This is a genomic window from Geodermatophilus sp. SYSU D00696 (genome assembly GCF_054050235.1).
The window spans coordinates 43,899-70,536 of the sequence record NZ_JBJGYY010000025.1 but is presented as its reverse complement, the minus strand read 5'-3'; the positions used below and the strand labels follow the sequence as shown (position 1 = coordinate 70,536).

Below are 26,638 nucleotides of genomic sequence, written 5' to 3'. Positions count from 1 at the left end.
CGGCGTCGTCGCGGACCAGCGTGGAGTTGGCCCACGTCAGCGGCTCCTCCAGCGAGGAGGAGAACACCACCTTGGGCGCTCGGGTGAGCTCGTCGACGGACGCCTCTTCCTCGGACCGGAACTCGTCCTGACCATCCGGGACCTCGCCGGCGGCGAAGCCCGACATGAGGCGGTAGGTGTTCGCTCCCATCAGGTAGGTGACCTCGGGCTGCTCCCCGAGCCATGCGAGGTACTCCGGGCCCTCGAGGCCCCAGAACCCGGGCCATCCCTCTCCCGATGCGTAGCCGTCGAGAGAGGTGATGAAGTCGACGAGAAGCTCCGACATGGTGATGTCCTTTCCTCGGGTGTCACGAGGTTGGACGGGCCGGGGGCCACGAGTTCATCGGCCGCGCGGTGGGGTGCCGGGGAAACCGTCCTGAGCGGCCCGCCACGGGACATCGGCCCTCGTCAGAGGATCGCCCGCCGCTGCTTGTGTTGGAGTGCCCGTCCTCCGAGGGAACGGACATCCACGGCCGTCTGACCGTTGGCGACCTCCAGCCGGCGTGGCACCGGGGAGACGGACGGCCACCTGCACACGACGACTCTCGTCTCCCCCGACCAGTCCTCGAACGGACGCCGGCCCGTGGTGCACGCCGGCCGCGGCACCGCGGGCGGCCAGGACGGCGCCAGAGCGACTGTCACGTGGGCGGGTCGAGGTCAGCTGTCGGTGCACGACGGCCATCGGTGTGCCGCCCAGGCCGCCCAGCCCGGCCAGCCCGCCGGCGGGTCGGGGATCTGGCCGCCCTCGAGTTCCCCGGCGTCCGGGACCTGGAACTGCTGCCGCCACTGATCGAGATCGGCTTCGCTCATCGGGAACGTCTGCTGCGGTGCCGTCTCCTGACGGTGCGCGATGCGGGCGAGCTGGACGTCCTCGTCCACCGGCAGGTACACGACGCGGCACGCCGCCCGGTTCGCCCGGGCCAGCCACCGCAGTGCCGACCGTTCCTCGCGGGACCAGAGCCCGTAGTCGAGCACGACGCTGGTCCCCAGCCGCAGCGCCTGCAGGGCGACCGAGATGAGCCGCCCCTCCAGGACGAAGCGCTTTCCACCGGCCAGGTTGTCGCCGAACAGCGGGATCATCCACTGGTCCGGGGTCAGCCGGAGCGCTGGGTGGGTCCTGGCGAGCTGCTCGGCCCGGGTGGTCTTCCCGGCGCCCGGCAGCCCGACCATCAGGAACAGCGTGGCCACCCGCTGGTCCGTCGTTCCCGGTGCCGAGCCGGCCTGGACAGCAGCCGACGGCGGCCGGTCGGGCCGGCCGTCGACGGCGGCGGATCCGGCTGCCGGATGAGCTGGGGCCGGCTCGTCGGAGGGTGGATCGAGACGTCGCGATGGAGGCATGGATCCCCTGACCAGGCAGGATGGCCCGGCAGCGCGGACGTGGGTGAGGGCTGCCGGCGGGACACCGATCCGGCGGTACGCCTGGGACCGCCACCACGAGGGCAGCGGAGCTGGCCGCCTCGGCGGCCGGTGCGGTACCGCCGCTAGACGGCGGTCCGGACGACCATGCAGGCGAAGCAACCCATGCCGTCACCGTAGCCGAGGGCAGCCGAGCGTCACCGCCCACCGGGAAGGTGCGGAGTGCGCCCCTCGCCCACCCGGGGATGTCGAGATCACGAGCCGACACACCCCTCCGCCTGATGCCCAGCAGGAGGCCACCGACCGGCTCGACCAGGCGCTCCGCCGGTGACCGCTGCTGTCCTTCGGACCGCGTTGCTGTACTCGTGCGAGAGGCGGGCCACCCTCGTCGGGTGGCCCGCCTCTGACTGCGGTTGTCGTGTCGGGTCGACAGGATGTGGACCTGCGACCCCTTGACCCCCAGTCACGTTCGGGCCATCTGCCCACATCCGCACAGGTGTTATACGTGCAGGTCAGCGGTTCACAGCGCGCGCCGCCATCCGCCGGCAGTCATGGCCGATCGGCGCGCGTTGCCGTACCCGTTGCTGTACTTCTCCCCAGCGGCCGGGCGTGTCTGCGACAGCAGTCACGGCTCAGGTGACCTCCCGCGTCGCTGCGGGCGGAGGCGCTCACATCCACGTGCAACCGGCACTGGTACCCCCATCGAGGGCGAGCTGACTGTGCACGGGGTCGGCCGTGCCCCAAGGTCTTCTCCAGCCGAGGCACTCCTGACGCACTAAACCGAAGCGGAGGAGTGGCACGACGACGCCGGCGATCTCCGGTCCAGTCACAGCGACACCCTCGCCGATGGCCGGTCAGACGATGCGCAGATCGATGTGCACGTCCTGGCGGGCTGCGTGGGTCATGGCGACGACCAGCTCGAGTGCCATCTCCTCGAGGTCCTCGAACCTGTCGGCCTCGGTGGTACCGACACCCGGCACGTCGATCACCCAGTGGTCACCCTCGCTGATGGCGGTCGCGGTGAAGTCGGCCATCCGTCCTCCCGATCGCTGCCAGTGGCCGGTGCGACTGGGGTGTCGCGTCAGCCGACTGTCGACTGCCCGCGTCGTCTGGGCAGCCGGAGCCTGGGCGGGCCGAGCTCGTGTCGAGGCGGAACCTGGCCGCCGACCCCGCCTGCCCAGTGGACAGCGTGACGCCCCGCGGCCGAAACCCAGCCGGCCCCCGGGACGGCGGTGATCCCTGGCGTCAGGGTTTCACCGACCGCGCCACGGACACCGGAGGACCTGCAGGAGCGGATCCTTCGGCGAGGGAGCGGGCGATGATGACCGTGCTCACCACCAGCACGCTGCGGCCTGGAGGTCAGCAGGAGTGGGACGCAGTGATGCGGGATCGCCTCGAGGCCGCGCGACGCATGCCGGGCTGGGTCTCCGGCCAGGTGTTGATCCCCGAGGACGACCCGCTGTCGCGGGTGATCGTCGGCACATGGAACAGCCGCGAGGACTGGATGGCCTGGCACGACGATCCGGCGTTCCTCGACAAGCGCACAGTGCTCGAGGGCCTGGAGTCAGCGCCCAACGTGACCCGGTGGTTCTCCGTCGTGGCCGATGCCGGGGTGGGCGGGTGAGGCACCTGCCCGTGGGCTCGGGATCGGTCCGCCTCCCTCTGGGTCGAGCTGCCCGTCTCGGCGGCAGCGGCGCCCGTGCCCGTCACCGACGACGGCCGCTCCGCCCCTCAGCGCGAGGCCGGGCCGGCCAGACGAAGAGGGCCTCTCCTCCCCAGGCGTCGACCACCGCAGGACCGGCAGGCTCCTGATGGGCCCTCACCGCGGCCAGCACGTCAGGGCCGCTGGAGCGCTCGGGATGGCGCGGCCGCCACACGGCGTCGGGGCTCAGCCGCTGCGGGGAGGGACCGGTGCGGCTCGGCGGGCGGTGAACCTGTCGAACAGCGAGCCGGCGTTGAGGGTCTCGTCGCCTCGTCACTGGTGTCGAACCGGCGGCCGAGGAAGCCGAGCAGCTTGGACGTCCGGTGCGCGGTCACCGCGCGGATCCCTGTCGGCTGTCCACGGCGTCCATGGACAGCGGAGGTGATCAGGGACAGGCTGGGCGTTCCCCGACCACGGTCGGACAGTCGACCCGAGAAGAGGGCACCTCATGACTGGTGACATCAGGCAGACCGTGATCTCCGGCGTTCCCTACGTCGTGACGTCCGTCGCCGACGGCACCCCAGCGACGCTGAGCGCGTTGATCGACGACGCGGAGTTCACCATCGCCCGGAAGGACCAGCACCACCTGGTGCGCGGCCACGGACGCAGGCTGGACGGCAAGGTGGTCTTCTTCGAGAAGGACCACCTCGGGGGCAAAGACGTGAGGGTCTGGCATGTCACGGTCGATGACTCGGGAACGTTGAAGGCTGAGGCGGTCGCGGCGTTCTGAGCCGCCGTGCGTGAACGACCGACGCCACAGCGACTTCACCAGGCAGCCGCTGCGGTGGTGCACCGCGGTGGATCGAGGCCGCGGTGGGGATGGTGAGCCGAGCGGCTGGGGTCAGGCCCGACGCGCTGCCGGGGGTCAGACTGCACCGCGAGGGCGTCCGTCGCTAGCCGGACGGAGTTCGACCTGGCCGGGGACTCCTGTCAACCCCTTGCCCCCAGCCGTCGGCTGGGGGTTCAGGACCGTCCGCCGAAGTCCATGTGCGCAGGTCGACCGGCATACGGAACGACGGCGAACGGTGGCGAACCACCCCGAACAGGGCGCAATGATGGTCAGAATGGTGGTCGAGAACCGCTGTCGTAGCACCCCGTCCGGCACCGAGATCGAGACGACCACCTGCAGGGGCAGCTCGCGGTCGATCCCGATCTCCCGGTACGCGCTCGGCCTGCGTGAGCGTGCGGGGGAACCCGTCGGCGATGTACCCACCGGATGCCGCCACCACCGCCTCGACCATGCGCACCATCAGGCGGAACAGGAGATCGTCGGCGACCAGGTCGCCGCGGGCGACATGAGCGGCCAGTTCGCGCCCCACGGGGGTCCGCCCGGCGATCTCGGCGCGCAGGACGTCGCCGGACGAGACGTGGTCGACTCCCGTCTCCGCGGCCAGTCGGGCGCCGTGGGTGCCCTTCCCGCAGCGGGTGGACCGAGCACCAGCAGTCGCATCGACCGCGCCTTCCCTGGTGTGATCCAGCGCGTGGCGCCGGGAGGCGGTCACGCCGCCATCTCGTGCACGATCGCGGCTGCGGCGGCGCGACCTTCGGGGGTCGGGGTCAGCGGGTAGACGTGCACTCCGCCCTGGCAGACGGTCAGCGTCAACGCGTGCTGCTCGTCGGCTGCCCGCTGCTGCAGCCGGAGCGCGTCGGGGTGGAAGAGGTCACGGGTGCCGACGTGGACGTCGATCGGGGGGAGGCCGGTCAGCGGTCCGTGGATCGGGCTCAGCCTCGGGTCCGCCGGGTCGTCACCGCCGGCCCACGCGCGGCCGACCTCGCGGAGACCGGCGCTGCTGAGCCACGGGTCACGCCGCTCGCTCGCCGGGATGTCGGGGTTGGCCAGGGCGAGGTCCAGCCAGGGGGCGATCAGCTGCAGCCGCCGGGGCTGAGGAAGCCCGACGTCGGGCAGGGTCTGGGCGACGCCGAGGGCCAGGCCGCCGCCGGCGGAGTCGCCCGCGAGGGTGATCGCCGTGGGTTCCGCCTCGGCCAACAGCTGCCGGTACACCTCCACGACGAACGGATAGGCCTCGCGGTAGGTGTGCTGGGGAGCCAGGCCGTAGTCGGGGACCTCCACCCGGAGGCCGGCATCGGCCAGCCGGGAGACCAGGGTCCAGTGCTGGGGCGACATGGGGCTGATGTAGGCGCCGCCGTGCAGGTAGACCGCGGCCCGCTGCGCGCGGATCCCGCGAGGGGCCACGGTGTGGCAGGCGAAGCCGCCGACGTCCCGGGTGTGCACGTCGTGTCGCTGCCGCAGGGCCTCGGGCGGTGGGGCGGCCTTCTTGGGTGCGGCCATGCGTTCCCGGGCCCGGGCAGGGGTGGACAGCGACCGCTTCCGGGTCACTCGCAGGAAGCTCCCGATGACAAGCATCTGCAGGCTGCTCCCGTCGCATCTCCAATCGACCGTGACGACGGTGGGGATCCCTGCCGCCGCGGAGGCCGCGCCAGGTCCAGCACCTCCTCGAGCCCGTCACGGAAGCACTGTTCGAGGACGTCGGCATCGGCGACTGCGGTGCCGTCGATGGTGAGGCCGATACTGCAGGTCCCGGCGTAGGACGTCATGACGGCCATGACGGCGACGCCGGGGAGCGGGCCGAAGGGGATGTAGCGGTCGATGCGGGCCCCGGCGAGGAAGACCTTCTCGCGGATGCCCGGGACGTCGGAGGCGGCGAGGTCGGTTCGTGCGCCGCCGTGCTTCATGATCGTCGCACCGACGACGGCGGGCAGCCGGTTGACCACCGGGGCGAGCACCGAGATCGTGTCGAGCGCGGGTTCGGTGACGACCGAGAGCACGAGTCCCCGGATGACGGCGATGCGTTCGGCCGAGTCCTCGACTCCGGCGGGGGCGCCGAAGACGGCTCCGGCGAACTCGTTGCCGCCCAGGGGGTCGTCGGCGCGGCGCAGCGAGTCGGGCATGGGGACGGGTAGGTCGCCGACCGGGGTGCCGTGGTGCTCGTGGTAGCGGCGCAGGCCGCCGAGGAGGCTTGCGAGGTAGGCGTCGTCGACGGAGCCGCCGGCTGTGCGTCCGGTGTCGCGCAGGTCGACGAGCGAGCAGTCGAGGGTGCGGAGGACCCAGGCGCGGCCGGTGCGATGGTTCAGCACAGGGCGCCCGGACCTCCGCCACGAACGCCTGGCCCGGCCACCGTCTCTCCCAGGTCACGGCACGACACGGACGACAACGCCGCGGGTGACGGGTGCCCGAAATGGGTCACCCGAGATGACGTCGACGACCGCGAGCCCCGGCGACCGGGCACGGATGAGAACCGTGCCCGGCGCGCCGAGCGGGGTGAGGACTGAACCATCGGTGCCGACGACGCTCTCGGAGAGGACACCGAGCAGCTCCACCGCAGTGCCCGACCGGATGCGGCCGCCCGTCGCGGCGAAGCGCACCACATCGCCCACGACGATCACCAGCTCGGACGGCATGCCCTCCTCGTCCGGCCGGACGTCGATGTAGCGGCTCACCTCACCCGACCTCCGGCCAACGTGCCGACCCCTCCCTCAGGAGACGCTTGCGACGTCCTCACTGGGGTCCCAGTCCACCGCGACGGGAATGCGTGGCGTGGGCACCTCCGCCTCGGCGCCGGTTGTCGGGACGACGTCCGCGGCACGGAGAACCTTGGGATAGATGATCGCCACGGCGTTGCCGTCCATCGTGTTGATGTCGGCCCCACCGCGAATGGGCTGACCGTCCTTGGTGATCTCACCAGGCAGCCGATAACACATGATCGAGTCCTGGTCGGGCTCGGTGCCCATGATCTTGGACGGGTCCAGCGGTGTGAGCACCTGCTGATCGACCATCTCCTTGGACCAGCCCTGGGTCCGCCAGAAGTAGTCGTAGGCCTTCTGCCTGTCGATGCGCTCGACCAGCGCCTGACGCATGTGCTCGTGTGGGAAGCCCAGCGTGTGGCCGGCCTCATGACGCACGACCCGGCGGTACTCCTTCTCATCAGTGCTCATCGAGAAGCCCTGCAGGTTCATCGTCGGCCGATTCTGTGGGATGAGCTTGATGTCGGTGCCCAGGTAAGACCAGTAGCCTCCCGGTCCCCGAGAGATGCGGACGTCGCCGGTTCCCGAGGTCTCGACGAAGGAGATGCCGCCGTACTGGGCCCAGGCGTTGAGGTGGCTGACGATGCGCGCCCGTAGGTCGGCCGCGGTGGTCTCCATGAAGCTCACCGTCAGCGCCTTGGGCTTAGGCCCCCAATACTTGGTGGTGAAGAAGGTCAGTCGCTGCGGAGTGAGCACGCCTTCGCCGACGACCAGCAGCTCCTGCAGAGGCGCGTTCACCGGGTTCTCTGCCGCCGCCACCTCGGCCGCCTTCGCGTGCAGCCGTGGCGGCAGGGGCATGACGTGACAACCCGCGCCGATGTCGAACCCGTCGGCGCTGTCGGGCGATGTGGTGTGGCCCTCGGCCGCTTGACCCGCTATGCGCGCGATGTTGCGCAACGCCTCCCGGTAGCGGTTCTCGTCCATATCGGGTCTCCTCGTGTCCGGTGATCCTCGGGTGGCGTCGGGAGACTGCCGAGGTCCTGGGCAGCGACCGCCCGGCACACGTACTCCCGACAGCACCAGAGTCCGAGTCGCCCGTCACCACGTCGTCAACGCTCCGCCACGCCCATCACCAGCACACGTCGCCCTCTCGAGCGCTCCAGGGCCGGCACCCAGGGGACAGTTCGGTATGTCGAGCACGACGCCTTCGGGCGCATCGCCGGCTGGCTGCGCAGGAGACACCTGCGACTCAACATGCACACCCTGGTCCGTCGATTCCTTCCGGGTTGGAGGACCCGCGCGCCAGAGCGGAGGATCCGCGCGGAGGGCATCGAGTTCTTCCGGGCCGAGGCGGTCGCCATCGACCGCTACCGCAACCGCAGAACCCGCATTCCGGCCCCATGGGCAAGCGCCACCTCGGCGGCATGAACACGCAGAGAGCCGGCTGCGGTGGAAGCTGCACGAAGAGGATGAAGTCCGATCGTTCGCTCGTCCAAGCGAGGCCGGGGAGGTGGAGCGGGACCTTTTTGAGTCTGGGGTCTGCTTTCGACATGACTGGGGGGACCGAAACGGCCAACACATGCTCAACCTCACTTGGGGCGCAGTAGGTAAAAGCTCCTTCGTGTTCGTGGCCATTGGCGAGGGCGCGCCGGGCGGCGGCAGGTTCATCGGGAGCGCGCGCTACACCGTCCACAACGTTGCTCCGAGCGAGGGCAGAGTATCGATATGGGCAAACATTGAGTACTATTCGCCTATACGTCGACTATTTGTTGGTCAACGTCTAGACTCACTCAAGGACGGGTGGCTGCACACCCTCCAGCACCGCGCGGCGGGTTTCCTGCTCGCAGCCGGCACACACACCAAGGTCGTCCGGGAGCACCTGGCCCACTCGCCCTACGTCATCACGGCGGACATCTACAGCCACGTCGGTACGGTCCAGCAGCGTGAGGTCGCCAACCGGCTCGACCAGGTGCTCCGCCGGCGACCGTGGCTGTCGGCGCGCCGCGTTGCTGTACTCATGCGGGAGGCGGGCCACCCTCGTCGGGTGACCCGCCTCTGACCTGCGGTTTCGCAGTCGGGCTGACAGGATGTGAACCTGCGACCCCTTGACCCCCAGTCACATTCGAGCGGTTCGTCGCCGTTCGCCGATGTGCCATCTGCGCAGGTGAGCCCCCTGCGTCGTCTGCCTGCGTCCGCCCTAATTTGCCGTGGTTCGGAGCGCGTTGCTGTACCCGTCGCTGTAGCTCTCCCCCGTACTCGGGCGTGTCACTCCCCATGCCAAGTCGTGTGCTGAGAACGCGCCGAACGAGGGAGCGCCTCGGCCACGGGAGACTGTCGGGTCAGAGTTGTCACCATCCGCCAGGTGCGCACAGCGACCTCTCGTCTACCGAGGCCGAGCGACCACCGGATGACGGTCTGCAGCGCCGCAGATTCCCTTCGATCCCCCTCCGGTTGGTCCGCGGAATGGTGAACGTCCTTGCCTCCGGCGGACGACTGCGGGCCGGTGGCCTGGTCTGAGCGTTAGGGGTTCGCAGGTTCGTTTGCCTACATCCCTGCGCTGGTCGGGTCGCGGGGCCGGTGCTCAAGTCTCGCTCGAGCGCTGTCAGTCTCGCCCGGGGTCACGCAGATTCTCTTCCCGGTGAGGGGTCTGTGTCGTGCGCGATGTCGCGTCATGGTGTGCCGCTAGGGAGCCGGTCAGCTCGCGGCGCGACCGGATTCCGAGCTTGACGAATACCTTCCGCAGGTGCCACTCCACCGTGCGGGCGCTGAGGAACAGCCGCGAACCGATCTCCGTGTTCGACAGCCCGGCGCTCGCGAGCTGTGCGATGTGACGCTCCTGGGCCGTCAGGTCGTCACGCGTTTCGAGGGTCCGCCGACGCGCCTTTCCGCCAGATGCCAGGAGCTCACCGCGAGCGCGCTGGGCGAACGCCCTCATGTCCATGGACGTGAACTGATCGTGAGCCTCGAGCAGTTGCCCGCGTGCGTCGATGCGGCGCTTCTCGCGGCGCAACCACTCTCCGAACAGGAGACGCGCACGAGCGAGATCCGGCCGGAGCCGAGTGCGCTCCAGCCGAGCGATTGCCTCACGGTACAGGTCCTCGGCGGCCCGGCCTTCGCTGATCAACGCCCGTGAACGGGCAAGGACCCCGTGCGCCCAATCGGTGTCGCTCCCAACCGTCTGCGTCTCGAGTCGCGCCAGGGCCTTCACTGCGAGCTTGATCTTCTTGGTCCTACTGGCGGCCTCGATCAACTCGATCTGCGACCACATGGCGAGGGGCATCTCCGGAGTTTCCTCGCTCGCCTCCAAGGCCGCTACGAGTGCCCCGTCGTAGCGACCGAGGCCGTTCAGGAGAACCGCGCTGGCCCAGCGGGCATACTGTGCGGCCACGCCCTGACCGCGGGCGGTGGCTTCTACGATCGTGTCGCTGATCAGTCGTGAGGCTTCGACCTCTTCGCCGTGGATTCCCGCTCGCGCGAGGGCGGCGATTGGCGGGAGATGGGTACCCGTCGCTTCCCTGACGGCATCGAGCTCACTCGCGACCAGTGCGGCAGTCGGTAGGTCGCCGCCCATTGCGGCGGCCTGCCCGCACGCGTTGTCCGACATGGCAAGCACCTCGAGCGCTCCTGAGTCACGAGCGAGTTGAACCGCTCGCGTCGAGATCTCGAGACAGGCGTCGTAGTCCCACACGACGTTGGCCGCCCGTGACGCGATCCAACCCCAGCGGGCCAGCTCCTCCCCCGAGACCTCGGAACTCGCGAACGCACCGATCGCGCGCCGGAGGATGGGTGCCGCGGCGAGGCGTCCGTCGGTGAACAGCAGCGCGAGGCCGTCCAGCAGTAGGTCGCGCGGACGCGGAGTGTCTGTGGGATGGGGCGCATTGATCGCCGCGAGCGAGACGTCGTGCAGGCCGCCGCCGGCACTCGCAAGTCCGCCGGCGTAGAGCGCTGCGCTCCACGCGTCGAGATACGTGTCGCGGGCGAGGCGCACGTCGAGCGTCTCGAGTCTCTTCGCGGCCTGCAGGAGCATCCGGGGTGCCTCGCCGCTCGTCTCTTGGCGGTATGCGAGGTCGGCCCGAAGTCGCTCGAGTCGTCCGCGCCCCATCTCGTCGAGTGGTCCCGCCTCCGCGGCCGCGAGGAGCCCCTGCACTACGTCGAACGCCCCGGCACCCAGACTGGCCCGCGCTGCGGCGAGCGCTCTTTCGGCTCGGCGAGCGGGGTCGCCGGTCAGTGTGACGGCTCTCTGGAGCAACGTCGCCGCTGCCGCGAAGCCTCCGCGCGCATGCGCCCGACCGGCTGAGCGCTCGAGCTCAGCGGCGACGTCCTCGTCGTGCCCGCTCGCCGCCTGCCCTCGGTGCCATGCGCGGCGGTCGGCCTCGGACTCCGCATCGGTGACATCCGCCAGCACACGGTGCACACGCTGCCGGTCTTCGCGAGACGCTCCCCGATATACCGCCGAGCGCACCAACGGATGGCGGAATCGGACCTCCGCCCCGATCTGCAGCAGTTGCGCTTCCGCTGCGGGCGCCAGCGCACTGGTGTCGATGCCCAGCCTCGGCGCGGCCCGCCAGAGGAGCGTGGCGTCGCCTGACGGATCAGCCGCAGCGAGCAGCATCAGTCGCTGCGTCGCCTCAGGCAGCTCGCCGACACGCCGCCGATAGTGGTCCTCGATGTGCGCAGAGAGGCCCCCGGAGGCGGGAAGGTCGAAGCCCCCGGCCAGTTCCGCTGCCGTCATGCGCCGTGGCAGCTCCAGCAGCGCGAGTGGATTGCCGCCGGTCTGCGAGATGATCCGCTCGCGGACCTTCGTGTCGAGCCGGCCGGGGACGGCGGTTGCCAGCAGCACCCGCGCATCATCTGTGGGCAGCCCTCCCAGGCGCAGCTCGGGGAGACCGTCGAACTCCGGCCTCGTGGCGGGTTCGCGGATTGCGACGACGATCGCCACCGATTCTGCAAGGACGCGTCGCGAGGCGAACCCGATGACCTGGGCCGACGCAGCATCGAGCCACTGGGCATCCTCCACGAGGCACAGCAGCGGCTGCTCCTCCGCCACGGCAGACAACAGGCTGAGCACCGCCAACCCGACGAGAAACCGTTCGGGAGGTTCTCCAGCCGACAGCCCGAGAGCGATGCTGAGGGCATCACGCTGGGGATTGGGGAGCGCATCCAGCCGATGGAGCATCCGGGCGCAGAGCTGATGGACGCCGGCGAAGGGCAGCTCCATCTCGACCTCGACGCCCGTGACGTGAGCGAGGCGGATCCCCGCCGCCCGGCGCGCGGCGTACCGCAAGAGCGTGGTCTTGCCGATGCCTGCCTCACCACGGATGACGACGGCGACGCTCGAGCCCGAGCGAAGATCGACCAGCACCCGATCGAGCTCGTCGCACTCACTGGCGCGGTCCAAGAAACCCGGGGGGCGAGTCAGTCCCACGCGTGGAGGGTGCCATCTGGTGAGCCACAGACGGCCACTCAGGCACCGGATTCATCGGCCGTCGCGGCGCCGTGATCGACGGACCACGCGCGCCCGTTCGGCTGTGCGTCGACCCGCTGGAGGGCGCTCCGACGTCAGGAGGTGGAGGGTGCGGCCACAGCTGGGTGGACACCGCAGACGCGCCAGGGCCGGCGCACGGCGGGGCTCGGTTTCCAGGACCTGCACATCCGCTTCCTCACGACTGGCGTACGAATGCGACCCCCTCGCGATGAGTGAGCTCGGCACCGGCGGCGAAGGCGTCCTGGAAGTCCTCGACGTCGATCTCTTGCCCCACTCGGATGGCCAGCTCACTCTCGCCGGGCCGCGCCGAGGGCCAGGCCCGCAGGCCCGCTCGCCGTCGCAGTCCGTCGACCGCACCCAGGGCGGTGGCCGCCCGCCGGGCGTCACCCAGGGCCAGGGCGAGGTGCGCGGAGGCGACGAGCGAGAGCGTCAAGCTGAGCGTGCTCACCTCGGTGTTGTCGCTCGTGTCCACCGAGCCGGCCAGGAGCGCTCGGGCCTCGTCGAACCGGCCGGCTCTGACCGAGAGGGCGGCCAACTCGGCTCGGGCTGTCGACGTGAGCCAGGTGTTGTCGAACTGACCGCCGAGTTGGTCCACCTCCATCAGGTGGGCGCGGGCGGCCGCAGGTCTGCCGAGCCTCATCTCCATCACGCCGACGGTCAGAGCAGCGAATGCCGTGAACGGCTCGTTCTGCCGGCGGAAGCCGTCGAGCGCCGCGGACGCCTTCTCGAGCGCTCCGTCGTAGTCGTCGACGAGGGGCAGGATCCAGGACATCGCCAGCTGCGCGGCGCTCTCGAGGTACGGGTCGTCCATGCGGCCCTCGAGACCTCGGAGCCCGTCGACCGCGGCGAGCGCGCTGTCGTCGTGCCCCACCTCGACGGCGGTGATGGCCGACGTGAACAGCAGCTCCGCCCGGCCCCGGTCGTCGAGGGCGTCGGCTCGTCGCTGGACCTCGGCGATCCAGGCGCGGCCCTCCGGGACACGCCCGCGCATCTGCCAGAACAGGTAGAGGATCCGGAAGATGCGCGGGAGCGGTGTGATGTCGTGCGCGAGGAACCAGCGGATGGCGGCCCGGAGGTTCTCCTCCTCGGTGCGCAGTCGGGCGGCCCATTCGCGCTGGTGCTCGGCGGGCCAGTCAGCGTTCTCGACGAGGGCGCCGAAGTACTGGGCGTGCCGCCGCTCGACGTCCGCCCGGTCTTCCCGGGCGGCGAGGCGTTCGGCGGCGAGTTCCTGCACCGATCCGAGCATCCGGAACCTCGGTCCGGCGTCGGTCACGTCGATGCTGACGAGGCTGTGCCCGGAGAGCTCGTCGAGCAGGTCGAGCGTCCGGACCTCGGGCAGACCCGAGACGTGCACGGCCGCCTCGACGGTCCATCCCTCGACGAAGACCGACAGGGTCGCCAGCATCTGCTGCTCGGCGTCAGTCAGCAGTCCGATGCTCCACTCGACGGTCGCGCGCAGGGTGCGTTGGCGTTCGGGCAGGTCGACCGCCCCCGGGCCCAGGGCGTCGAGGCGACGTCCGAGGCGGGCCAGCAACGCAGCGGGATCCAGCAGCCGGCTGCGGGCTGCTGCGAGCTCGATGGCGAGCGGCAGGCCGTCGAGGCGTCGGCAGATCTCCGCGACGGCCATCGCGTTGTGCTCGGTGAGGGCGAAGTCGTAGCGGACGGCCTGGGCTCGATCGACGAAGAGCCGCACGGCGGGCAGCGAAGCGAGCTGCTCCACCCCCGGCCGCTCCGAGAACGACGGCACCGTGAGCGCGCCGACCGTGTACTCCCGCTCGGCGCGCAGCCGCAGCGTCGTGCGACTCGTGACGAGGATGGTCAACCCGGCGCACCGCGCCAGGAAGTGGTCGAGGTCGGCTGCGACTCCGACGACCTGTTCGAGGTTGTCCAGGACGAGCAACGCCGGCTCGTCCGCGAGGTGCTCGGCCAGGACGTCCAGCGGCGGGCGGGCACCGTCGAGCGCGGCGCCGAGGACGGCGGCGACCCGCGGCAGCACCAGCGCGGGGTCGTCGACGGAGGCCAGCGGGACGAACACCGCGCCGCGTGGGTAGCGGGCCTGGACCCGTTCCGCCACGGCGATCGCCAGCCGCGTCTTCCCGACGCCCCCGGGCCCGGTCAAGGTGACCAGCCGCGCCCCGGGGGACTGCAGCAGGCCCGCGACGGCGTCGATGTCCTGCTCGCGCCCGATCAGCGACGTCGACGCCAGCGGCAGGGTCCGCGTGACCGGCCGGTCGGCGGCCCGGGGCGCGGTGGACGCCGGAGCGCGGTCTGCCCGGCCCGCGGTCGCAAATCGCTCACTGAGGAGCAGGGCGAGGTCGTCCCTGACCAGCCGCGTCAGCTCCCGCGGGGTGCGGAACGGGCGGTAGGAGTCGGTGCCCTCGGACCGGAGCCCGGCGAGCATGGCCGCCAGCCGGGGTTCCCGCTCGGGTGCCGGCTCCTTGACGTAGAGCAGCCGGGGGATCGACCCGGACAGCCGGAACTCGTCCTCCAGCCCCGAGACGTCCATGTCGGGCCCGATCCAGCCGTACCGCTGCCAGTACAGGCCGATGAAGACGTCCGACTGCGCCAGGTAGGCGCGGTACAGCTCACGCGGCGGATGCGGTCGAGCGCCCAGCTCGAACAACACCGGAGTGAGCCGTAGCGCCACGATGGCGCGTGCGACCGCCGCTCGCTCGTCCGCGAGCTCGGTCAGCGTGGAGCTGACGAAGACGCGCAGCCGCTGGTCCGGCGTCCGGATCGCGACCGTGTCCTGCTCGTCCACCGTCATGGCTGCCTTCGTTGCGACGGTCGAGAACAACGGCGTGATCGGCTCGATGGGCCGCGTCGACGCCTGCGGCGACAACGCCGCGGTGGAGTTCTTGCTCCGCCCTGCTGCAGCGCAACGTCCTGGACCAGCAGTGCTGAGCCACCCGAGAGGACCTGCGGCTGGCGATCATCACCTGGGTCGACAAGACCTACCACCGGCGCCGCCGGCAACTCCGCCTCGGACGACTCACACCCATCCAGTTGGAGACACTGACCCAGGCCGCTCACACGGCTTGATCGCCCCACCGAACCGAGTCAACTGAAGTCGGCGCAGTCCCATCCGCATGGCTGCAGGTGGTAGCTGTGCCTCGTCAAGGCAATCCACGCATCCCTGAGGGTCCTGCCCGCCCGGAACTGGTCGTGGTGGGTCGCTAGCGGCCCAGAGATCCATCCGACGCTCGCGGCACGGTTCTGCGCCAAGTACTGCGTGGGAGACAGCGCCGAACCACAGCCACCCCGAGCAGCGACCGCAGCCGGAACACCAGCCAGATCTTCCATGCCGGGGTCGCTAGCGACGCCGGCGTGAAGCCGCTCTGGTGGCCTCGCCGAGAGCGCTCCGTGTACCGGATCCAGCTGTCCAGCTCGCGGCTGGTGCCTTGTCCCGGAGGTCGTCGAGCAGGATCTCGTTGTCGAGCTCCAGCACCGCCTGCACGATCACGGGGTCCGTGGTGATGGCCAGGGTCGTCCGACCGTTGCCGATCGCCTGCACGGCTCCGATCGCTGCGGCGCTCACCGGCTCGTCGTCGTAGGGGAACCGGCCCGTCCGACGCGTGTGCAGCAGGACGGCGAGCGCCTCGTCCGGCGGTCGCCGCCCGACGATGCGGGCCACCACCGGATGCTGAGCACCGTCATCGTCGAAGGTCGTGTGCCGCTCGAACCCGGTGGCACGTGCGGCCAGCTCGCGGTGCCGGGTGACAACGCCGAGTCCCACGTACCGGAACTGGTCGTGAGGATCGGTGGACGGGATCACGATCGACTCATCGATGCACACGTGGGCGGTCCGACTGTCGACCACGTGCAGGCGGTACCACTGCGTGTCGTGCGGCGTGAGTGCGAGGCGACCGAGCTCCAGGATCAATCGCCACCCCGTCAGCGGGCAGTACGAGGACATCGCTCGCGGCTTCCGGGTCCGACGTCATCGACGGCGGCCCTCGCTCGTCGACCCCCTTGCTCCGAGATGCCTTCGAAGGTGGCTCCAGGGACCGATCGTGTCCCTGGAGCCACCGTTCACCGATCACCGACGCGGCTGAGGGATCGCTGATGTACGCAGGGGACGGAAGGCGGCCGCCACCTCGGAGGTGAAGAGCTCCGGCTCCTCCCATGCGGCGAAGTGACCGCCCCTGTCGACCTCGTTGAAGTAGGTGAGGTTGGGGTAGCTCCGTTCGGCCCATCTGCGCGAAGTTCGCCAGATCTCGCCAGGGAAGGTGGTGAAGCCGACCGGAACCGGGACCTCCGGAGGAGCCTGGCCGGACGCCTGGGCTGCGGCCACGAACCGTCCGAACTCCCAGTACCACCGGGCGGCCGAGGCGCCGGTGCCCGTCAGCCAGTACAGCGTGATGTTGTCGACGATGTGCTCGCGCGTGAGGTTGCCCACGGGCTGCCCGTCAACGAAGGCGCGGGAGATCTTGTAGTAGCTGTCCGTGTCATGGTCGAGCATCCAGGCCGCCAGGGCTACGGGCGAATCCAGCAGGGCGTAGCCGATCGTCTGCGGCCGATTGGTCATCTGCAGGAAGTAGGCGAAGCCGGTGGCCTGGAACTCGGCGAGCGCAGCCGCAGCCGCGCGTTCTTGCTCGGACTCCTCCGGCGGGGGGTCGGCCAGCACCGTCACGAGGAAGTTCGTGTGGATGCCTACCAGCCCCTCGGGTGCCTGACGGCCCATCCCATCAGTGACGATGGCGCCCAGATCGCCGCCCTGGGCGACGTAGCGGGTGTAGCCCAGGCGGCGCATCAGTTCTGCCCAGGCCTGCGCGGTGCGGCCGGCCCCCCAGCCGGGCTCGGCGGGCTCGCTGGAGAAGCCGTAGCCGGGCAGGGACGGCAGCACCAGGTGGAAAGCGTCTTCGGCGCGTCCGCCGTGTGCGGTTGGGTCGGTGAGCGGTCCGACGGTGTCCAGGAGTTCGATGACCGAGCCGGGCCAGCCGTGCGTCATGATCAGCGGCAGGGCGTCCGGATGCGGTGAGCGCACGTGGAGGAAGTGGATGTCCACCCCATCGATCTCGGTGGTGAACTGCGGCAGCGCGTTCAGTCTTGTCTCGACCCGGCGCATGTCGTACTCGGTGCTCCAGTAGCGGGCCAGCGCCTGCATCGTCGCCAGCTGCACCCCTTGGGAGCGGTCCTCGACCAGCTCCCGGGACGGCCACCGCGTCGCGGCGATCCGGCGACGCAGGTCGGCCAGTGCCTCCTCCGGTACTTCTACCTGGAACGGACGGATGTCGGCCTGCTGTTCGACTGTGGTCATGGCCTGTCCCTCGTAGCTCGGATGCGGGGAAGCCGCAGACCCGGCCCATAGCTGCGATGCGCACAACGGCACCGGCAGGACCCGAGGCTTCTATGGCTCGACCACCGTCACGCTCCGGGGCGCTTCCTCGAACCAGTGAGGTCACTGGCTCACCCCCGGGGCCCAATCTGCGGCGGGTAACCCCACTCCAGAAGGCCACCTCCGGCCGGCCTGAGGATGACCAGCACTAGCCGCGACGGACCTTCGAGGGCTACGTGCACCGCCGCAGGGCAGCGCGCCGTGGCCCGTAGGCCGGTCCCGCCAGGGAGCCGGCGGCGGCCGTCACGGGCGCGCGCCCTGTGCTCGCTGAGCTGCGGGCAACGATTTGACTACGGCCGTCAGAAGCAGTGCCCGTCCTGGCGCCCGCCCTCCCAGGCTCGTCGCTGGTCGACGGACTGCTCGGCCCGACGACCGACCAGTGAGCCGCCAGGGCGAGACCCGGGTGCGACGTGGTCACCGGTTCCACCACCGTGAGTTCGTCGCCTGTCCCACAGCGGCCCACTCGAGGACACTTCCTCGACGGCACTAGTTCGCAACAGGGCCGGCGCCTCAGAGTGTCGCGAGCAGGAACGAGAGGATGAAGCCTGCGGTCGTGCTCAAGGCCACCGACGGTCCGCCCTGCTCGTATGCCTCCGGCATGAGCGTGTCGGCGAGCGAGGCCAGCACGGCTCCTGCAGCGAAGGCGAGCGGCAGGGAGATGGTCGTGGGGTCGGCAGCCGACAGCGGTCCCGCGCCGACGACGACGGCGAGCGCGAGCAGCACAGCGGCGCCGGCCCACGTGCCGATGATGAATCGCGAGGAGCGCCCCTGGGCCTGCATCGAGGCGCTGCCCACGAGTGCCTCCGGGAGGTTGGAAGCGAAGATTGCGGCCAGGAGGGCCAGGCCTCCTGTCCCCTCACCGAGGGAGACTCCCAGTGCGACGTTCTCCGGCACACCGTCCAGGGTCACGGCGGCGAGGAGTGCCAGCCCCGCGGCCCCTCTCGTCGACGTCGCCGTCGCCGGGCGATCGGCTGTGGCAGCGTCCTTGTCGAGTTTCGGGCTGCCCTCTTCCTCGTGGTCCTCCGGTGCTTCCTCTGGCTGGGCCCACCGGTCCAGCGCAGCGCTGAGGACTGTGAAGACGACAGCACCGACGGCCATCCCGAGGCCGGCGCGCCAGAGCCCTCCCTGCTCGTAGGAGTCTTCGAAGAGTTCGAAGGCGAGCGCGGTGATCAACGCCCCGGAGGCGAACGCGAGCACCGACGCCAGCAAGCGTTCGGGCAGGCGGAACCTCAGGCCCAGAAAGGCGCCCAGGATCAACGGGCTGGACGCCACGACTCCGTAGAACACGGCCTGCCTCATCCGCTCTCCCTAACGCGTCGGGCCGGCGATCCATATGGCTTCGTGCACGGATTCGCAACAGGTCCGGGAGGCACGACGTGCGCTACCACGCTGGCTCAGGGGTTCAGCCATTGCTGACCGCGGCGAAGCAGCCCGCCGACGTGCGCCCGACCAGTGTGTGCCGCTGTCCCTGAAGCCGCCCTCAGAGACGCCTCCCCGGGCGCCGGTGTCGTCTCACGGACCGCCAAGTCGCGTCGCTTATCCGCTTCGAAGCGCTGCCCAGGCCGAGACGAACGGCACCGGAGAGTCCAAGATCACGAGGCATCACACCTCATGCACCGTCGGGTGCAAATTCCGTCGTGATGAATACGCTGGTTGCCATGGTGAGGAAGCGGAGGGGACAGCGGGAGCTCCGTCAGCAGCCACGACCAGCGGCGTCCCGGAAGCCTGCGCCCAGCGCCGACGTCGGAAGCGCAGAGGCAACTTCCGCCGCAGCGGATCCGAGTGATCGCCGCCGAGCGGCGACGACCTGCGGATGGTGCGGCGGACCGATCCAGCCGAAGGCTCGCGGGCGCATCCCCACCTGGTGCTCACCGGCATGCCGGCAACGCGCCTGGGAGCAAGCACGGGCCGCGGCCTCCGGCCGTAGCGCAGTCCAGGTCGTCGAGCGGCGCGTGGAGGTCCCGACGCGGCTGCCGCTCACTCGCCGGGACTGGCCCCAGGCGCTGCAGGAGCTCGCCCAGCAACTCGACGACGGGCGGATCTACGACCGCGACCTCTCCGGACTGTCCGTGGCACTCGACGCCGTCCTCGAGGCCTACAACCGCCGCCCCTACGTCCGCCTCCGAGCCGCCGACGAGCGCCGCGCGATCTGGGGTCCCCGACACACATCCCGGTGACGAGTGCGCCTGAGGCAAGGGGCGTACCGGAGGCCTACTGATGGCGCCGATCTCCGGACCGCCTTCGGACGCGTCCTGAGCGGCCTTCTCCAGTTGAGGCTCCGGGAACTGGAGGACCGTCGCAGCCCCGAGCTGCCCTGCCGTGTCGACAGCACATCCCTGGTCGCAGAAGCACTGGAGAGGCACCCGAGGCCGCTCCCCCATCGTCGACGGACGCACCGCTTGAGCCGCCGTCCGCGCGTGGCCGCTGTCCGCCGCCGGCGGGCGGAACGAACGAACCGGGAGGGAGAGGACATGGGCGACCCGGAGCCCCTTCAGGATGTGCTGGCCAGCAGTCCCCTGCTGCTCACGCCCGCGGAAGCGGCGACGGTCCTCCGCATCGGCCGCACGACGATCTATGCGCTCATGAAGGCCGGCGACCTGCGGCCGGTGCACATCGGCCGCAGCTGCCGTCTCCCGCGCGCAGAACTCGAGCGCTACGTCGATCGCCTCCAGGCTCCCCCGCCACCATCGCCAGCTCTGCGCCAGCGCCGAGGCAGCCAAACGAGCCCGCACCAGGGCGCGCTGTTCGACTTTGTCCACACCCCGGCGCAGGCCGAGTGACCTGTGGACTCCCCACGGTGGGCAGCCCTCCTTCCCACGACACTCGTCCTTCGGTGAGCGGCGAGGGAGGAGCCAGCGGTGAGCCCTCAGACGCCACGAGCACGGTCGACGAGCAGGCGACGAGGTAACAGCGAGGGCTCGACCCCGCGCCATCGGCCCGACGGACGCTGGCAGATCAACCTCCGCGTCACCGACGACTCCGGCCGGGCGAGCCGGCACACCGTCTACGGCGAAACGGCACGGGAGGCGCGGGCCAAGGCCGCCGAGATCCGGAAGCGGATCGAGGGCGGGCAACCGGCGCGCGACCGGAAGGAGACGGTCGCGGCCTTCACCCAGCACTGGATCGGCACGTCGTTGGAGGCGTCCGAGCGCAAGCGCAACACCAAGGTCATGTACGCCGGCGTCGCCCGCACCCACATCCTCAGCAGTCCTCTCGGACGGCTGCCGCTGGACAGGGTCCGCCCCTCCCATGTCGAGGGCTGGGTGGTCGAGCTCCGGCGCAAGGGCCTGGCGGAGTCCACGATCCGGTCCGCCTACACGATTCTGCGAGCGATCCTGGACACCGCCGTCCGCGACGGTGCGCTGGCGTCCAATCCGGCCGCGGCGGTCCGCCGGCCTCGGGTCACGATCAAGGAGGCCCCGCACCTGACGCCGGTGCAGGTCGCCGCTCTGCTGCAAGCCGCGCGCGGCACCCGCTACGCGCCGCTGTTCGCGCTGCTGGTGCACACCGGCCTGCGCCGCGGCGAGGCCCTTGCCCTGCGCTGGTCCGACGTGGACCTCGAGCGGCACACCCTGCGCGTCCGCGGCACGCTGTCGCGGATCGACGGAGCGTTGGTCGTCACCGAGCCCAAGACCGCGAAGTCCAAGCACGTCGTGCCCATCAGCTCGCCCGCCGAGCACCTGCTGCGGGCCGTGCACGCCGCCCAGGACGCGAGCGGCGCCGAGCCGGCGCGGCGTGGCGCGAGACCGGCTTCGTGTTCACCACGGAGTTCGGCGAGCCCTGCGATCCCCGGAACGCCTTCCGGGCCCTGCGGGTGGCGGCGACGAAGGCCGGCCTGCCGAGGGCGGGGCTGCACACTTTGCGCCACTCGGCGGCGAGCGTGCTGCTCACCGGCGGCGTCCCGCTGAAGGTGGTCTTCGAGATCCTCGGCCACAGCTCGATCGCCATCACCGGCGACATCTACGGCCACGTCTCCCCCGACGTTGCCCGCCAGGCCATGGACCTGCTCGGCGACGACCTCGACCGGTAGCCGCAATCGCTCTCCGTCACCGAGATGCCCAGCTCGGGGAGGGCCTCCACGGCTGTCTGGCCTGCACCGACGGGAACTCAGGGTCGGCTGATGGTGGTCACAATGGTGGTCAAATCGCCCCAGGAAGCGCTCAGGGGCCGTTCCGGATCTCTCCGGACACGGCCCCTGAGCTGCGGTTTCCCGCTGTCGGGCTGACAGGATTTGAACCTGCGACCCCTTGACCCCCAGTCAAGTGCGCTACCAAGCTGCGCTACAGCCCGAGCGCCGGGCGGCTCGCACCGCCCGATCGCTGCCAGAGCAGGTTACCCCACCCGCTCCTCGGTCTCCCCGGTGGTCCGGCGCGCGCCGCCCGGGAATGAGCGGCGCCGCCCCGGCTTTGTCGTTGCTCGTGACAACCGTGACCCGGGCCTCGGTCGGGCTCCGCTCCGAGCGCGGCCCCGTGCTCGGCGCGGTCATGCTCAGCACCGCGCTCATCGCGCTCGACAGCACGATCATCGCCACCGCCGTGCCCGCCGTCGTCGACGACCTCGGCGGGTTCAGCCAGTTCCCCTGGCTGTTCAGCGTCTACCTGCTCACGCAGGCGGTCACCGTGCCGGTCTACGGCAAGCTCGCCGACGTCCACGGCCGCAAGCCGGTGCTGCTGTTCGGCATCGCGGTGTTCGTCGCGGCCTCGGTGTTCTGCGGCCTGGCCTGGTCGATGCCGGCGCTCATCGTGGGCCGGGCGCTGCAGGGCATCGGCGCCGGCGCGATCCAGCCGATCGGGATGACCGTCGTCGGCGACATCTACACCGTCGAGGAGCGCGCCCGCGTCCAGGGTTACCTCGCCTCGGTGTGGGCGATCTCCGCCGTGCTGGGGCCCACGCTCGGCGGCGTCTTCAGCGACCACCTGTCCTGGCGCTGGATCTTCCTGGTCAACCTGCCGCTCGGCGCGCTGGCCTTCGTCGCCCTGCTCCGCCGGTGGACCGAGCGGGTCGAGCGCCGCGAGCACCGGTTCGACGCCGCCGGCGCCGTGCTGCTCTCGGCCGGCGCCGCGCTGCTCATCCTCGGCCTGCTGCAGGGCGGCAGCGCCTGGGCCTGGACGTCGGCGGTCTCCCTCGCGGTCCTCGCCACGGCGGTCGTCCTGCTGGTCGCCTTCGCCCTCGTCGAGCGGCGGGCGGCCGAGCCGGTGCTGCCGCCGTGGGTGCTGCGCCGCCGCATCCTGCTCACCGGCAACGTCGCCGCCTTCGGGCTCGGCGCGCTGCTCATCGGGCTGAGCTCCTACCTGCCCACCTGGGCGCAGGGCGTGCTCGGCGCCAGCGCGCTGGAGGCCGGCTTCGCGCTCGCGGCCCTCACCCTCGGCTGGCCGATCGCGGCCAGCCTGTCGGGCCGGCTCTACCTGCGGATCGGGTTCCGCACCACGGCGCTGCTCGGCACCGCCCTCGCCGTCCTCGGGACCGCGGGGACGGCGCTGCTCGCCCCCGGCGCGCACCTGTGGCAGGTCGGGGCGTGGATGTTCGTCACCGGCGCGGGCCTGGGGCTGTCGTCGGCGCCGCTGATCGTCGCGGTGCAGTCGGTCGTCGGCTGGGACCGGCGCGGCGTCGTCACCGCCACCAACATGTTCTCCCGCTCGATGGGCTCGGCGGTCGGCGCCGCGGTGTTCGGCGCGATCGCCAACACCACGCTGGCCGCCCGCTTCGCCGCACCGCCGCCCGGGCTCGACGGCCAGGTGCCCACCGACGTCGACAGCACGACCGCCGCGCTGTCCCAGGGCGGCGCGGTCGCCGAGTTCGCCCGGGACAGCCTGCACGCGGCCTCGCACGGCGTCTTCGTCGCGACGGCGCTGACCGCCGTCGTCATCGCCCTGGCGGTGCTGGCCATGCCCCGGCGGACCGAGCCGCTGCGCTTCGACAGCGACCCCGCGCCGGCGGACTGACCCCGGTCAGCCGCGCCGGTCGCCGCCCCGGCCCTCGCGGACCTTCACCGAGATGTCGATCGGCGTGCCGCCGAAGCCCCACCGCTCGCGCAGCTTGCGCTCGAGGAACCGCCGGTAGCCGGCCTCGAGGAAGCCGGTGGAGAACACGACGAACCGCGGCGGCCGGACGTCGGCCTGGGTCACGTACTTGATCTTCGGCGCGCGCCCGCCGCGGGCCGGGGGCGGCGTCTCCTGCACCAGCTGGCGCACGTAGGCGTTGAGCTCCGCCGTCGGCACCCGGGTCTCCCAGGAGGCGAGCGCCGCCCGCAGGTGCTCGGGCAGCTTGCCCACCCCGCGGCCGGTCGCCGCCGAGATGTTCAGCCGGCTGGCCCAGCGCACGCGGGCGAGGTCGCGCTCGATCTCGCGCTCGAGCTGGGCGTGCCGGTCCTCGTCGAGGGTGTCCCACTTGTTGAACGCGATGACCAGCGCACGCCCCGCCTCGATGACCTGGGTGATCACCCGCTGGTCCTGTTCGCTGATGACCTCGTCGGCGGCCAGCAGGACGACGGCGACCTCGGCGGCCTGGATCGCGGCCTCGGTGCGCAGGCTGGCGTAGTACTCGGTGCCGCTGGCGGTGTTGACCTTGCGCCGCAGCCCGGCGGTGTCGACGAAGCGCCACTCCTCGCCGCCGAGGGTGATGATCGAGTCGACCGGGTCCACGGTGGTGCCGGCCACCGAGTCGACGACCGAGCGCTCCTCCCGGGCCAGCCGGTTGAGCAGGCTCGACTTGCCCACGTTGGGCCGCCCCACCAGCGCCACCCGGCGCGGGCCGCCCTCCTCCGGCTGCTCGCGCGGCGCCTCGGGCAGCGCGTCGAGGACCAAGTCGAGCAGGTCGCCCGACCCCCGGCCGTGCAGCGCGCTGACCGGCTGCGGCTCCCCCAGCCCCAGCGACCACAGCTCGGCGGCGCCGGCCTCGCTGCGCTCGTCGTCGACCTTGTTGGCCACGACGATCACCGGCCGGTCGCTGCGGCGCAGGATCCGCGCGGCGGCCAGGTCGGTGTCGGTGGCGCCCACGGTGCTGTCGACGACGAGCACGATGACGTCGGCGGTGCGCATCGCGAACTCCGCCTGGCGGGTGATCGACGCGCCCAGCCCCTCGGCCTTCGGGTCCCAGCCGCCGGTGTCGGTGACGGTGAACCGCCGCCCGTTCCACAGCGCCTCGTAGGAGATGCGGTCGCGGGTCACGCCCGGGACGTCCTGCACCACCGCGGCCCGCCGGCCCAGGATCCGGTTGACCAGCGTCGACTTGCCCACGTTGGGGCGGCCGACGACCGCCACCACCGGCAGCGGACCGCCGGTGCCCTCCTCGCTCATGCCTCCACCCCTCGCCGGCCGGCCGCCGCGAGCGCCAGCCCGACCACCCGGTCGACGACGGCCTCCCGGCCCAGGTCGGTGCTGTCCACGATCACCGCGTCCGCGGCCGGCCGCAGCGGGCTGTCCGCGCGGCTGCTGTCGTACTCGTCGCGGCGGCGCAGGTCGGCGGCCAGCGCGGCCACCTCCGCCGGATCGCTGATCCCCAGCTGCAGCGCCCGCCGCTGCGCGCGGGCCTCCGGCGCCGCGGTGAGGTACACCTTCACCGTCGCCTCCGGCAGCACCACGGTGCCGATGTCGCGGCCCTCGACGACGACGGCGCCCACCGCGCCCACCAGCGACCGCTGCTGGTCGACCAGCTGACGGCGCACCGACGGCACCGCCGACACCGCCGACACGTGCCGGGTCACCTCGGCGCCGCGGATGCGCTCGGCGACGTCGGCGCCGTCGACCTCGACCCGCTCGGTCTCCGCCGCCGTCCCCACCTCGATGCGGGCGCCGGCCACCACGCGCGCCACGGCCGCGGCGTCCTCGGGGTCGACGCCGGCGTCGAGCACCGCCACGGTGGCGGCGCGGTACATGGCGCCGGTGTCGAGGTAGGCCGCGCCCAGCCGGGCGGCCACCGACCGGGCGACGCTGGACTTGCCCGTCCCCGACGGGCCGTCGAGGGTCACCTGGCCCCGGAACCCGCTCGTCGTCTCCATGCTCCCCGTCTCCTCGCTCACTGGGCGATGTCCCGCCGCAGCGCCACCGCGCCGCGCAGGTACACGTGCTGGATCTCCGCACGCGGCCGGTCGGTCTCCACGTGCGCCATCAGCCGCAGCACCCGCGGCAGCGCGTGCGGCACCGCCATCTCGGTGGCGCAGATGAGCGGCACGTCGCCCATGCCCAGTTCCCGTGCGGCGAGCGCGGGGAACTCCGAGACCAGGTCCGGTGTCGCGGTGAACAGGATGCTGATGATGTCGTCGGAGCGCAGCGCGTTGCGCTCCACCACGGCGCTCACCAGCTCGCGGGTGGCCTCGAGCACCTGGTCGCGGTCGTCGGCGTCCACCTGTGTCGCGCCCCGGATGGCCCGTACGGCCACGTGCACCCTCCTCGGTCGATCGGGCTCCCCGATCCTGGGTGCCCGGTCGAGTCTAGGTTCCGCCCGCCACCCACCCGGACCCGTCCTCCCCCAGGTGCCGTCATCGGCGCCGGGGGCACCGTCGTCCGGCATGTGTGAGGATGAGTTGGGGATAACGGAAGACGGGCATGGATCGCTCCTCGGGGACCTAGGGCCCTGGGGAGAAACGGACGGAATCGTCACGGTAGGGGCGTGAGTCGAGACGAGGCCCACCACCGAGCCGTCGGATGCCGGCGAGCGGCCGGGGCGGCACCGCTCCCCGCCGCGCGGCCCACCGGCGGGACGTCTGGCCCACGGCCCCCGCTGCTCACCGCGCGCACCGACCCGAGCGCGGGGTCGGTCTCCCTCCGCGGCCACCTCGACCGGCTGGGCGCCGAGGCGCTGGGCCGGACCGTCACCGCGCTCCGGCGGCTGGGCCACCAGCCGGTCGTCGTGCGACTGGGGTCGGCGACCGTCACCGACGACGCCGCCGCGTTCCTCGCCGAGCTCGCCCGGCGGCTGCCCGGCGACCTCGAGGTGCTGCGGTGACCGGCGGCCGGCAGGTCCCCGAGGGGGCCGGGTGCCCGGACACCGGGCCCGGTGGGCGCTGGACGGTGGGGGCGGATGCGGTGCGGCCCTTCTACCGCACCGGCGGGTCGCTGCGCGTGCCCCTGGGCCGCCTGCACGCGGTGAGCGGGGACGGCCTCGTCATGGGCCGGTCGGTGTGCCTGGCGCCGGTCGTCCTCCTCGACCCGGCCGAGTGGTCCTGGCCCGACGACCGCGCCGAGGCCGGCGACCCCCTGTGCTGGATCTGCCTCGCTCTGACGACCTGAGCCCCTGG

Annotated in this window: 24 protein-coding genes, 1 tRNA gene and 3 pseudogenes; 11 read left to right on the top strand and 17 right to left on the bottom strand. The window is 71.4% G+C overall.

Going from position 1 to position 26,638, the window contains the following annotated elements:
• From ACI79O_RS16370 to ACI79O_RS16360, 3 genes and pseudogenes are all read right to left on the bottom strand, one after another.
• A pseudogene (locus tag ACI79O_RS16370) lies at window positions 1-325 on the bottom strand (dihydrofolate reductase family protein); the annotation flags it as partial.
• Between the two features lie 371 nt (window positions 326-696).
• Window positions 697-1,227, bottom strand: a complete 531-nt coding sequence (locus ACI79O_RS16365; RefSeq protein WP_456887552.1) for an AAA family ATPase — start codon at window positions 1,225-1,227, stop codon at window positions 697-699.
• Between the two features lie 1,022 nt (window positions 1,228-2,249).
• Complete coding sequence (locus tag ACI79O_RS16360; RefSeq protein ID WP_456887553.1) at window positions 2,250-2,429, bottom strand: hypothetical protein; 180 nt, start codon at window positions 2,427-2,429, stop codon at window positions 2,250-2,252.
• A 284-nt stretch (window positions 2,430-2,713) separates the two neighbouring features.
• Between ACI79O_RS16360 and ACI79O_RS16355 the strand changes: the two genes are divergently transcribed.
• On the top strand, window positions 2,714-3,019 hold the full coding sequence (locus ACI79O_RS16355) for an antibiotic biosynthesis monooxygenase family protein (RefSeq protein ID WP_456887554.1): 306 nt from the start codon (window positions 2,714-2,716) through the stop codon (window positions 3,017-3,019).
• A 526-nt stretch (window positions 3,020-3,545) separates the two neighbouring features.
• Window positions 3,546-3,827 (top strand): hypothetical protein, encoded by a 282-nt coding sequence (locus ACI79O_RS16350; RefSeq protein ID WP_456887555.1) that lies wholly within the window; start codon window positions 3,546-3,548, stop codon window positions 3,825-3,827.
• 163 nt (window positions 3,828-3,990) lie between these two features.
• On the opposite strand, the gene ACI79O_RS16345 is transcribed toward ACI79O_RS16350, so the two are convergent.
• The 5 genes from ACI79O_RS16345 to ACI79O_RS16325 are packed head-to-tail and all read right to left on the bottom strand — an operon-like array spanning window position 3,991 to window position 7,564.
• On the bottom strand, window positions 3,991-4,599 hold the full coding sequence (locus tag ACI79O_RS16345; protein ID WP_456887556.1) for a nucleoside monophosphate kinase: 609 nt from the start codon (window positions 4,597-4,599) through the stop codon (window positions 3,991-3,993).
• Complete coding sequence (locus tag ACI79O_RS16340; RefSeq protein WP_456914661.1) at window positions 4,596-5,387, bottom strand: alpha/beta hydrolase fold domain-containing protein; 792 nt, start codon at window positions 5,385-5,387, stop codon at window positions 4,596-4,598. The genes ACI79O_RS16345 and ACI79O_RS16340 overlap by 4 nt, the downstream gene beginning before the upstream one ends.
• Before the next feature lie 44 nt (window positions 5,388-5,431).
• Window positions 5,432-6,193, bottom strand: a complete 762-nt coding sequence (locus ACI79O_RS16335; protein WP_456887558.1) for a WS/DGAT domain-containing protein — start codon at window positions 6,191-6,193, stop codon at window positions 5,432-5,434.
• A gap of 54 nt (window positions 6,194-6,247) precedes the next feature.
• Entirely contained in the window at window positions 6,248-6,556 is a 309-nt protein-coding gene (locus tag ACI79O_RS16330; RefSeq protein WP_456914660.1) for a hypothetical protein, read from the bottom strand.
• A 36-nt stretch (window positions 6,557-6,592) separates the two neighbouring features.
• Window positions 6,593-7,564, bottom strand: a complete 972-nt coding sequence (locus ACI79O_RS16325) for a M12 family metallopeptidase (RefSeq protein ID WP_456887559.1) — start codon at window positions 7,562-7,564, stop codon at window positions 6,593-6,595.
• 637 nt (window positions 7,565-8,201) lie between these two features.
• Here ACI79O_RS16325 and ACI79O_RS16320 point away from each other — a divergent pair.
• A complete protein-coding gene (locus ACI79O_RS16320; RefSeq protein ID WP_456887560.1) occupies window positions 8,202-8,639 on the top strand; it encodes a hypothetical protein in 438 nt (145 codons plus the stop codon).
• A gap of 543 nt (window positions 8,640-9,182) precedes the next feature.
• On the opposite strand, the gene ACI79O_RS16315 is transcribed toward ACI79O_RS16320, so the two are convergent.
• The gene (locus ACI79O_RS16315) at window positions 9,183-12,005 is read right to left on the bottom strand and encodes a helix-turn-helix transcriptional regulator (RefSeq protein ID WP_456914659.1); all 2,823 of its coding nucleotides are present in this window, start codon (window positions 12,003-12,005) and stop codon (window positions 9,183-9,185) included.
• Between the two features lie 235 nt (window positions 12,006-12,240).
• Window positions 12,241-14,832 carry a DUF4062 domain-containing protein gene (locus ACI79O_RS16310; protein WP_456914658.1) on the bottom strand — a complete coding sequence of 864 codons (2,592 nt, stop codon included), beginning with the start codon at window positions 14,830-14,832 and terminating at the stop codon, window positions 12,241-12,243.
• A 7-nt stretch (window positions 14,833-14,839) separates the two neighbouring features.
• On the opposite strand from ACI79O_RS16310, the pseudogene ACI79O_RS16305 reads away from it, so the two are divergent.
• A pseudogene (locus ACI79O_RS16305) lies at window positions 14,840-15,107 on the top strand (IS3 family transposase); the annotation flags it as partial.
• Window positions 15,108-15,378: 271 nt separating this feature from the next.
• Here ACI79O_RS16305 and ACI79O_RS16300 read toward each other — a convergent pair.
• From ACI79O_RS16300 to ACI79O_RS16290, 3 genes are all read right to left on the bottom strand, one after another.
• A complete protein-coding gene (locus tag ACI79O_RS16300; protein WP_456914657.1) occupies window positions 15,379-15,948 on the bottom strand; it encodes a hypothetical protein in 570 nt (189 codons plus the stop codon).
• Window positions 15,949-16,104: 156 nt separating this feature from the next.
• Window positions 16,105-17,325 carry an epoxide hydrolase family protein gene (locus tag ACI79O_RS16295; RefSeq protein ID WP_456887566.1) on the bottom strand — a complete coding sequence of 407 codons (1,221 nt, stop codon included), beginning with the start codon at window positions 17,323-17,325 and terminating at the stop codon, window positions 16,105-16,107.
• A gap of 588 nt (window positions 17,326-17,913) precedes the next feature.
• Complete coding sequence (locus tag ACI79O_RS16290; RefSeq protein WP_456887567.1) at window positions 17,914-18,702, bottom strand: ZIP family metal transporter; 789 nt, start codon at window positions 18,700-18,702, stop codon at window positions 17,914-17,916.
• Window positions 18,703-19,355: 653 nt separating this feature from the next.
• On the opposite strand from ACI79O_RS16290, the gene ACI79O_RS16285 reads away from it, so the two are divergent.
• The 4 genes and pseudogenes from ACI79O_RS16285 to ACI79O_RS16270 all read left to right on the top strand — a co-directional run bounded on the left by ACI79O_RS16285 (window position 19,356) and on the right by ACI79O_RS16270 (window position 21,433).
• On the top strand, window positions 19,356-19,580 hold the full coding sequence (locus ACI79O_RS16285) for a hypothetical protein (protein WP_456887569.1): 225 nt from the start codon (window positions 19,356-19,358) through the stop codon (window positions 19,578-19,580).
• A gap of 294 nt (window positions 19,581-19,874) precedes the next feature.
• Entirely contained in the window at window positions 19,875-20,183 is a 309-nt protein-coding gene (locus ACI79O_RS16280) for a helix-turn-helix domain-containing protein (protein ID WP_456887571.1), read from the top strand.
• Window positions 20,184-20,573: 390 nt separating this feature from the next.
• Window positions 20,574-21,089 (top strand): annotated as a pseudogene (locus ACI79O_RS16275) (tyrosine-type recombinase/integrase); the annotation flags it as partial.
• A 68-nt stretch (window positions 21,090-21,157) separates the two neighbouring features.
• Window positions 21,158-21,433 carry a tyrosine-type recombinase/integrase gene (locus tag ACI79O_RS16270; RefSeq protein ID WP_456887573.1) on the top strand — a complete coding sequence of 92 codons (276 nt, stop codon included), beginning with the start codon at window positions 21,158-21,160 and terminating at the stop codon, window positions 21,431-21,433.
• Window positions 21,434-21,619: 186 nt separating this feature from the next.
• Here ACI79O_RS16270 and ACI79O_RS16265 read toward each other — a convergent pair.
• Window positions 21,620-21,693 (bottom strand) — tRNA-Pro (locus ACI79O_RS16265).
• Window positions 21,694-21,830: 137 nt separating this feature from the next.
• Here ACI79O_RS16265 and ACI79O_RS16260 point away from each other — a divergent pair.
• Window positions 21,831-23,345 (top strand): MDR family MFS transporter, encoded by a 1,515-nt coding sequence (locus ACI79O_RS16260; protein ID WP_456887574.1) that lies wholly within the window; start codon window positions 21,831-21,833, stop codon window positions 23,343-23,345.
• A gap of 6 nt (window positions 23,346-23,351) precedes the next feature.
• Here the strand turns inward: ACI79O_RS16260 and der are convergent, their stop codons facing one another.
• The 3 genes from der to aroH are packed head-to-tail and all read right to left on the bottom strand — an operon-like array spanning window position 23,352 to window position 25,779.
• Entirely contained in the window at window positions 23,352-24,698 is a 1,347-nt protein-coding gene (gene der / locus ACI79O_RS16255) for a ribosome biogenesis GTPase Der (RefSeq protein ID WP_456887575.1), read from the bottom strand.
• On the bottom strand, window positions 24,695-25,399 hold the full coding sequence (gene cmk / locus ACI79O_RS16250) for a (d)CMP kinase (RefSeq protein ID WP_456887577.1): 705 nt from the start codon (window positions 25,397-25,399) through the stop codon (window positions 24,695-24,697). The genes der and cmk overlap by 4 nt, the downstream gene beginning before the upstream one ends.
• Before the next feature lie 17 nt (window positions 25,400-25,416).
• Window positions 25,417-25,779, bottom strand: coding sequence for a chorismate mutase (aroH, locus tag ACI79O_RS16245; protein WP_456875686.1), 363 nt, complete (start codon window positions 25,777-25,779; stop codon window positions 25,417-25,419).
• Window positions 25,780-26,010: 231 nt separating this feature from the next.
• Between aroH and ACI79O_RS16240 the strand changes: the two genes are divergently transcribed.
• Window positions 26,011-26,346 (top strand): hypothetical protein, encoded by a 336-nt coding sequence (locus tag ACI79O_RS16240; protein WP_456887579.1) that lies wholly within the window; start codon window positions 26,011-26,013, stop codon window positions 26,344-26,346.
• Complete coding sequence (locus tag ACI79O_RS16235; RefSeq protein ID WP_456875688.1) at window positions 26,343-26,630, top strand: hypothetical protein; 288 nt, start codon at window positions 26,343-26,345, stop codon at window positions 26,628-26,630. Before ACI79O_RS16240 ends, ACI79O_RS16235 begins: the two co-directional genes overlap by 4 nt.
• Window positions 26,631-26,638: the final 8 nt, after the last annotated feature.

What these genes read in the sequence shown, in the direction of transcription:
- ACI79O_RS16360 (WP_456887553.1), bottom strand. Translation starts at nt 2,429, where the DNA reads ATGGCCGACTTCACCGCGACCGCCATCAGCGAGGGTGACCACTGGGTG.
- ACI79O_RS16355 (WP_456887554.1), top strand. Translation starts at nt 2,714, where the DNA reads ATGATGACCGTGCTCACCACCAGCACGCTGCGGCCTGGAGGTCAGCAG.
- ACI79O_RS16350 (WP_456887555.1), top strand. Translation starts at nt 3,546, where the DNA reads ATGACTGGTGACATCAGGCAGACCGTGATCTCCGGCGTTCCCTACGTC.
- ACI79O_RS16340 (WP_456914661.1), bottom strand. Translation starts at nt 5,387, where the DNA reads ATGGCCGCACCCAAGAAGGCCGCCCCACCGCCCGAGGCCCTGCGGCAG.
- ACI79O_RS16325 (WP_456887559.1), bottom strand. Translation starts at nt 7,564, where the DNA reads ATGGACGAGAACCGCTACCGGGAGGCGTTGCGCAACATCGCGCGCATA.
- ACI79O_RS16310 (WP_456914658.1), bottom strand. Translation starts at nt 14,832, where the DNA reads ATGACGGTGGACGAGCAGGACACGGTCGCGATCCGGACGCCGGACCAG.
- ACI79O_RS16295 (WP_456887566.1), bottom strand. Translation starts at nt 17,325, where the DNA reads ATGACCACAGTCGAACAGCAGGCCGACATCCGTCCGTTCCAGGTAGAA.
- ACI79O_RS16290 (WP_456887567.1), bottom strand. Translation starts at nt 18,702, where the DNA reads ATGAGGCAGGCCGTGTTCTACGGAGTCGTGGCGTCCAGCCCGTTGATC.
- ACI79O_RS16280 (WP_456887571.1), top strand. Translation starts at nt 19,875, where the DNA reads ATGGGCGACCCGGAGCCCCTTCAGGATGTGCTGGCCAGCAGTCCCCTG.
- der (WP_456887575.1), bottom strand. Translation starts at nt 24,698, where the DNA reads ATGAGCGAGGAGGGCACCGGCGGTCCGCTGCCGGTGGTGGCGGTCGTC.
- cmk (WP_456887577.1), bottom strand. Translation starts at nt 25,399, where the DNA reads ATGGAGACGACGAGCGGGTTCCGGGGCCAGGTGACCCTCGACGGCCCG.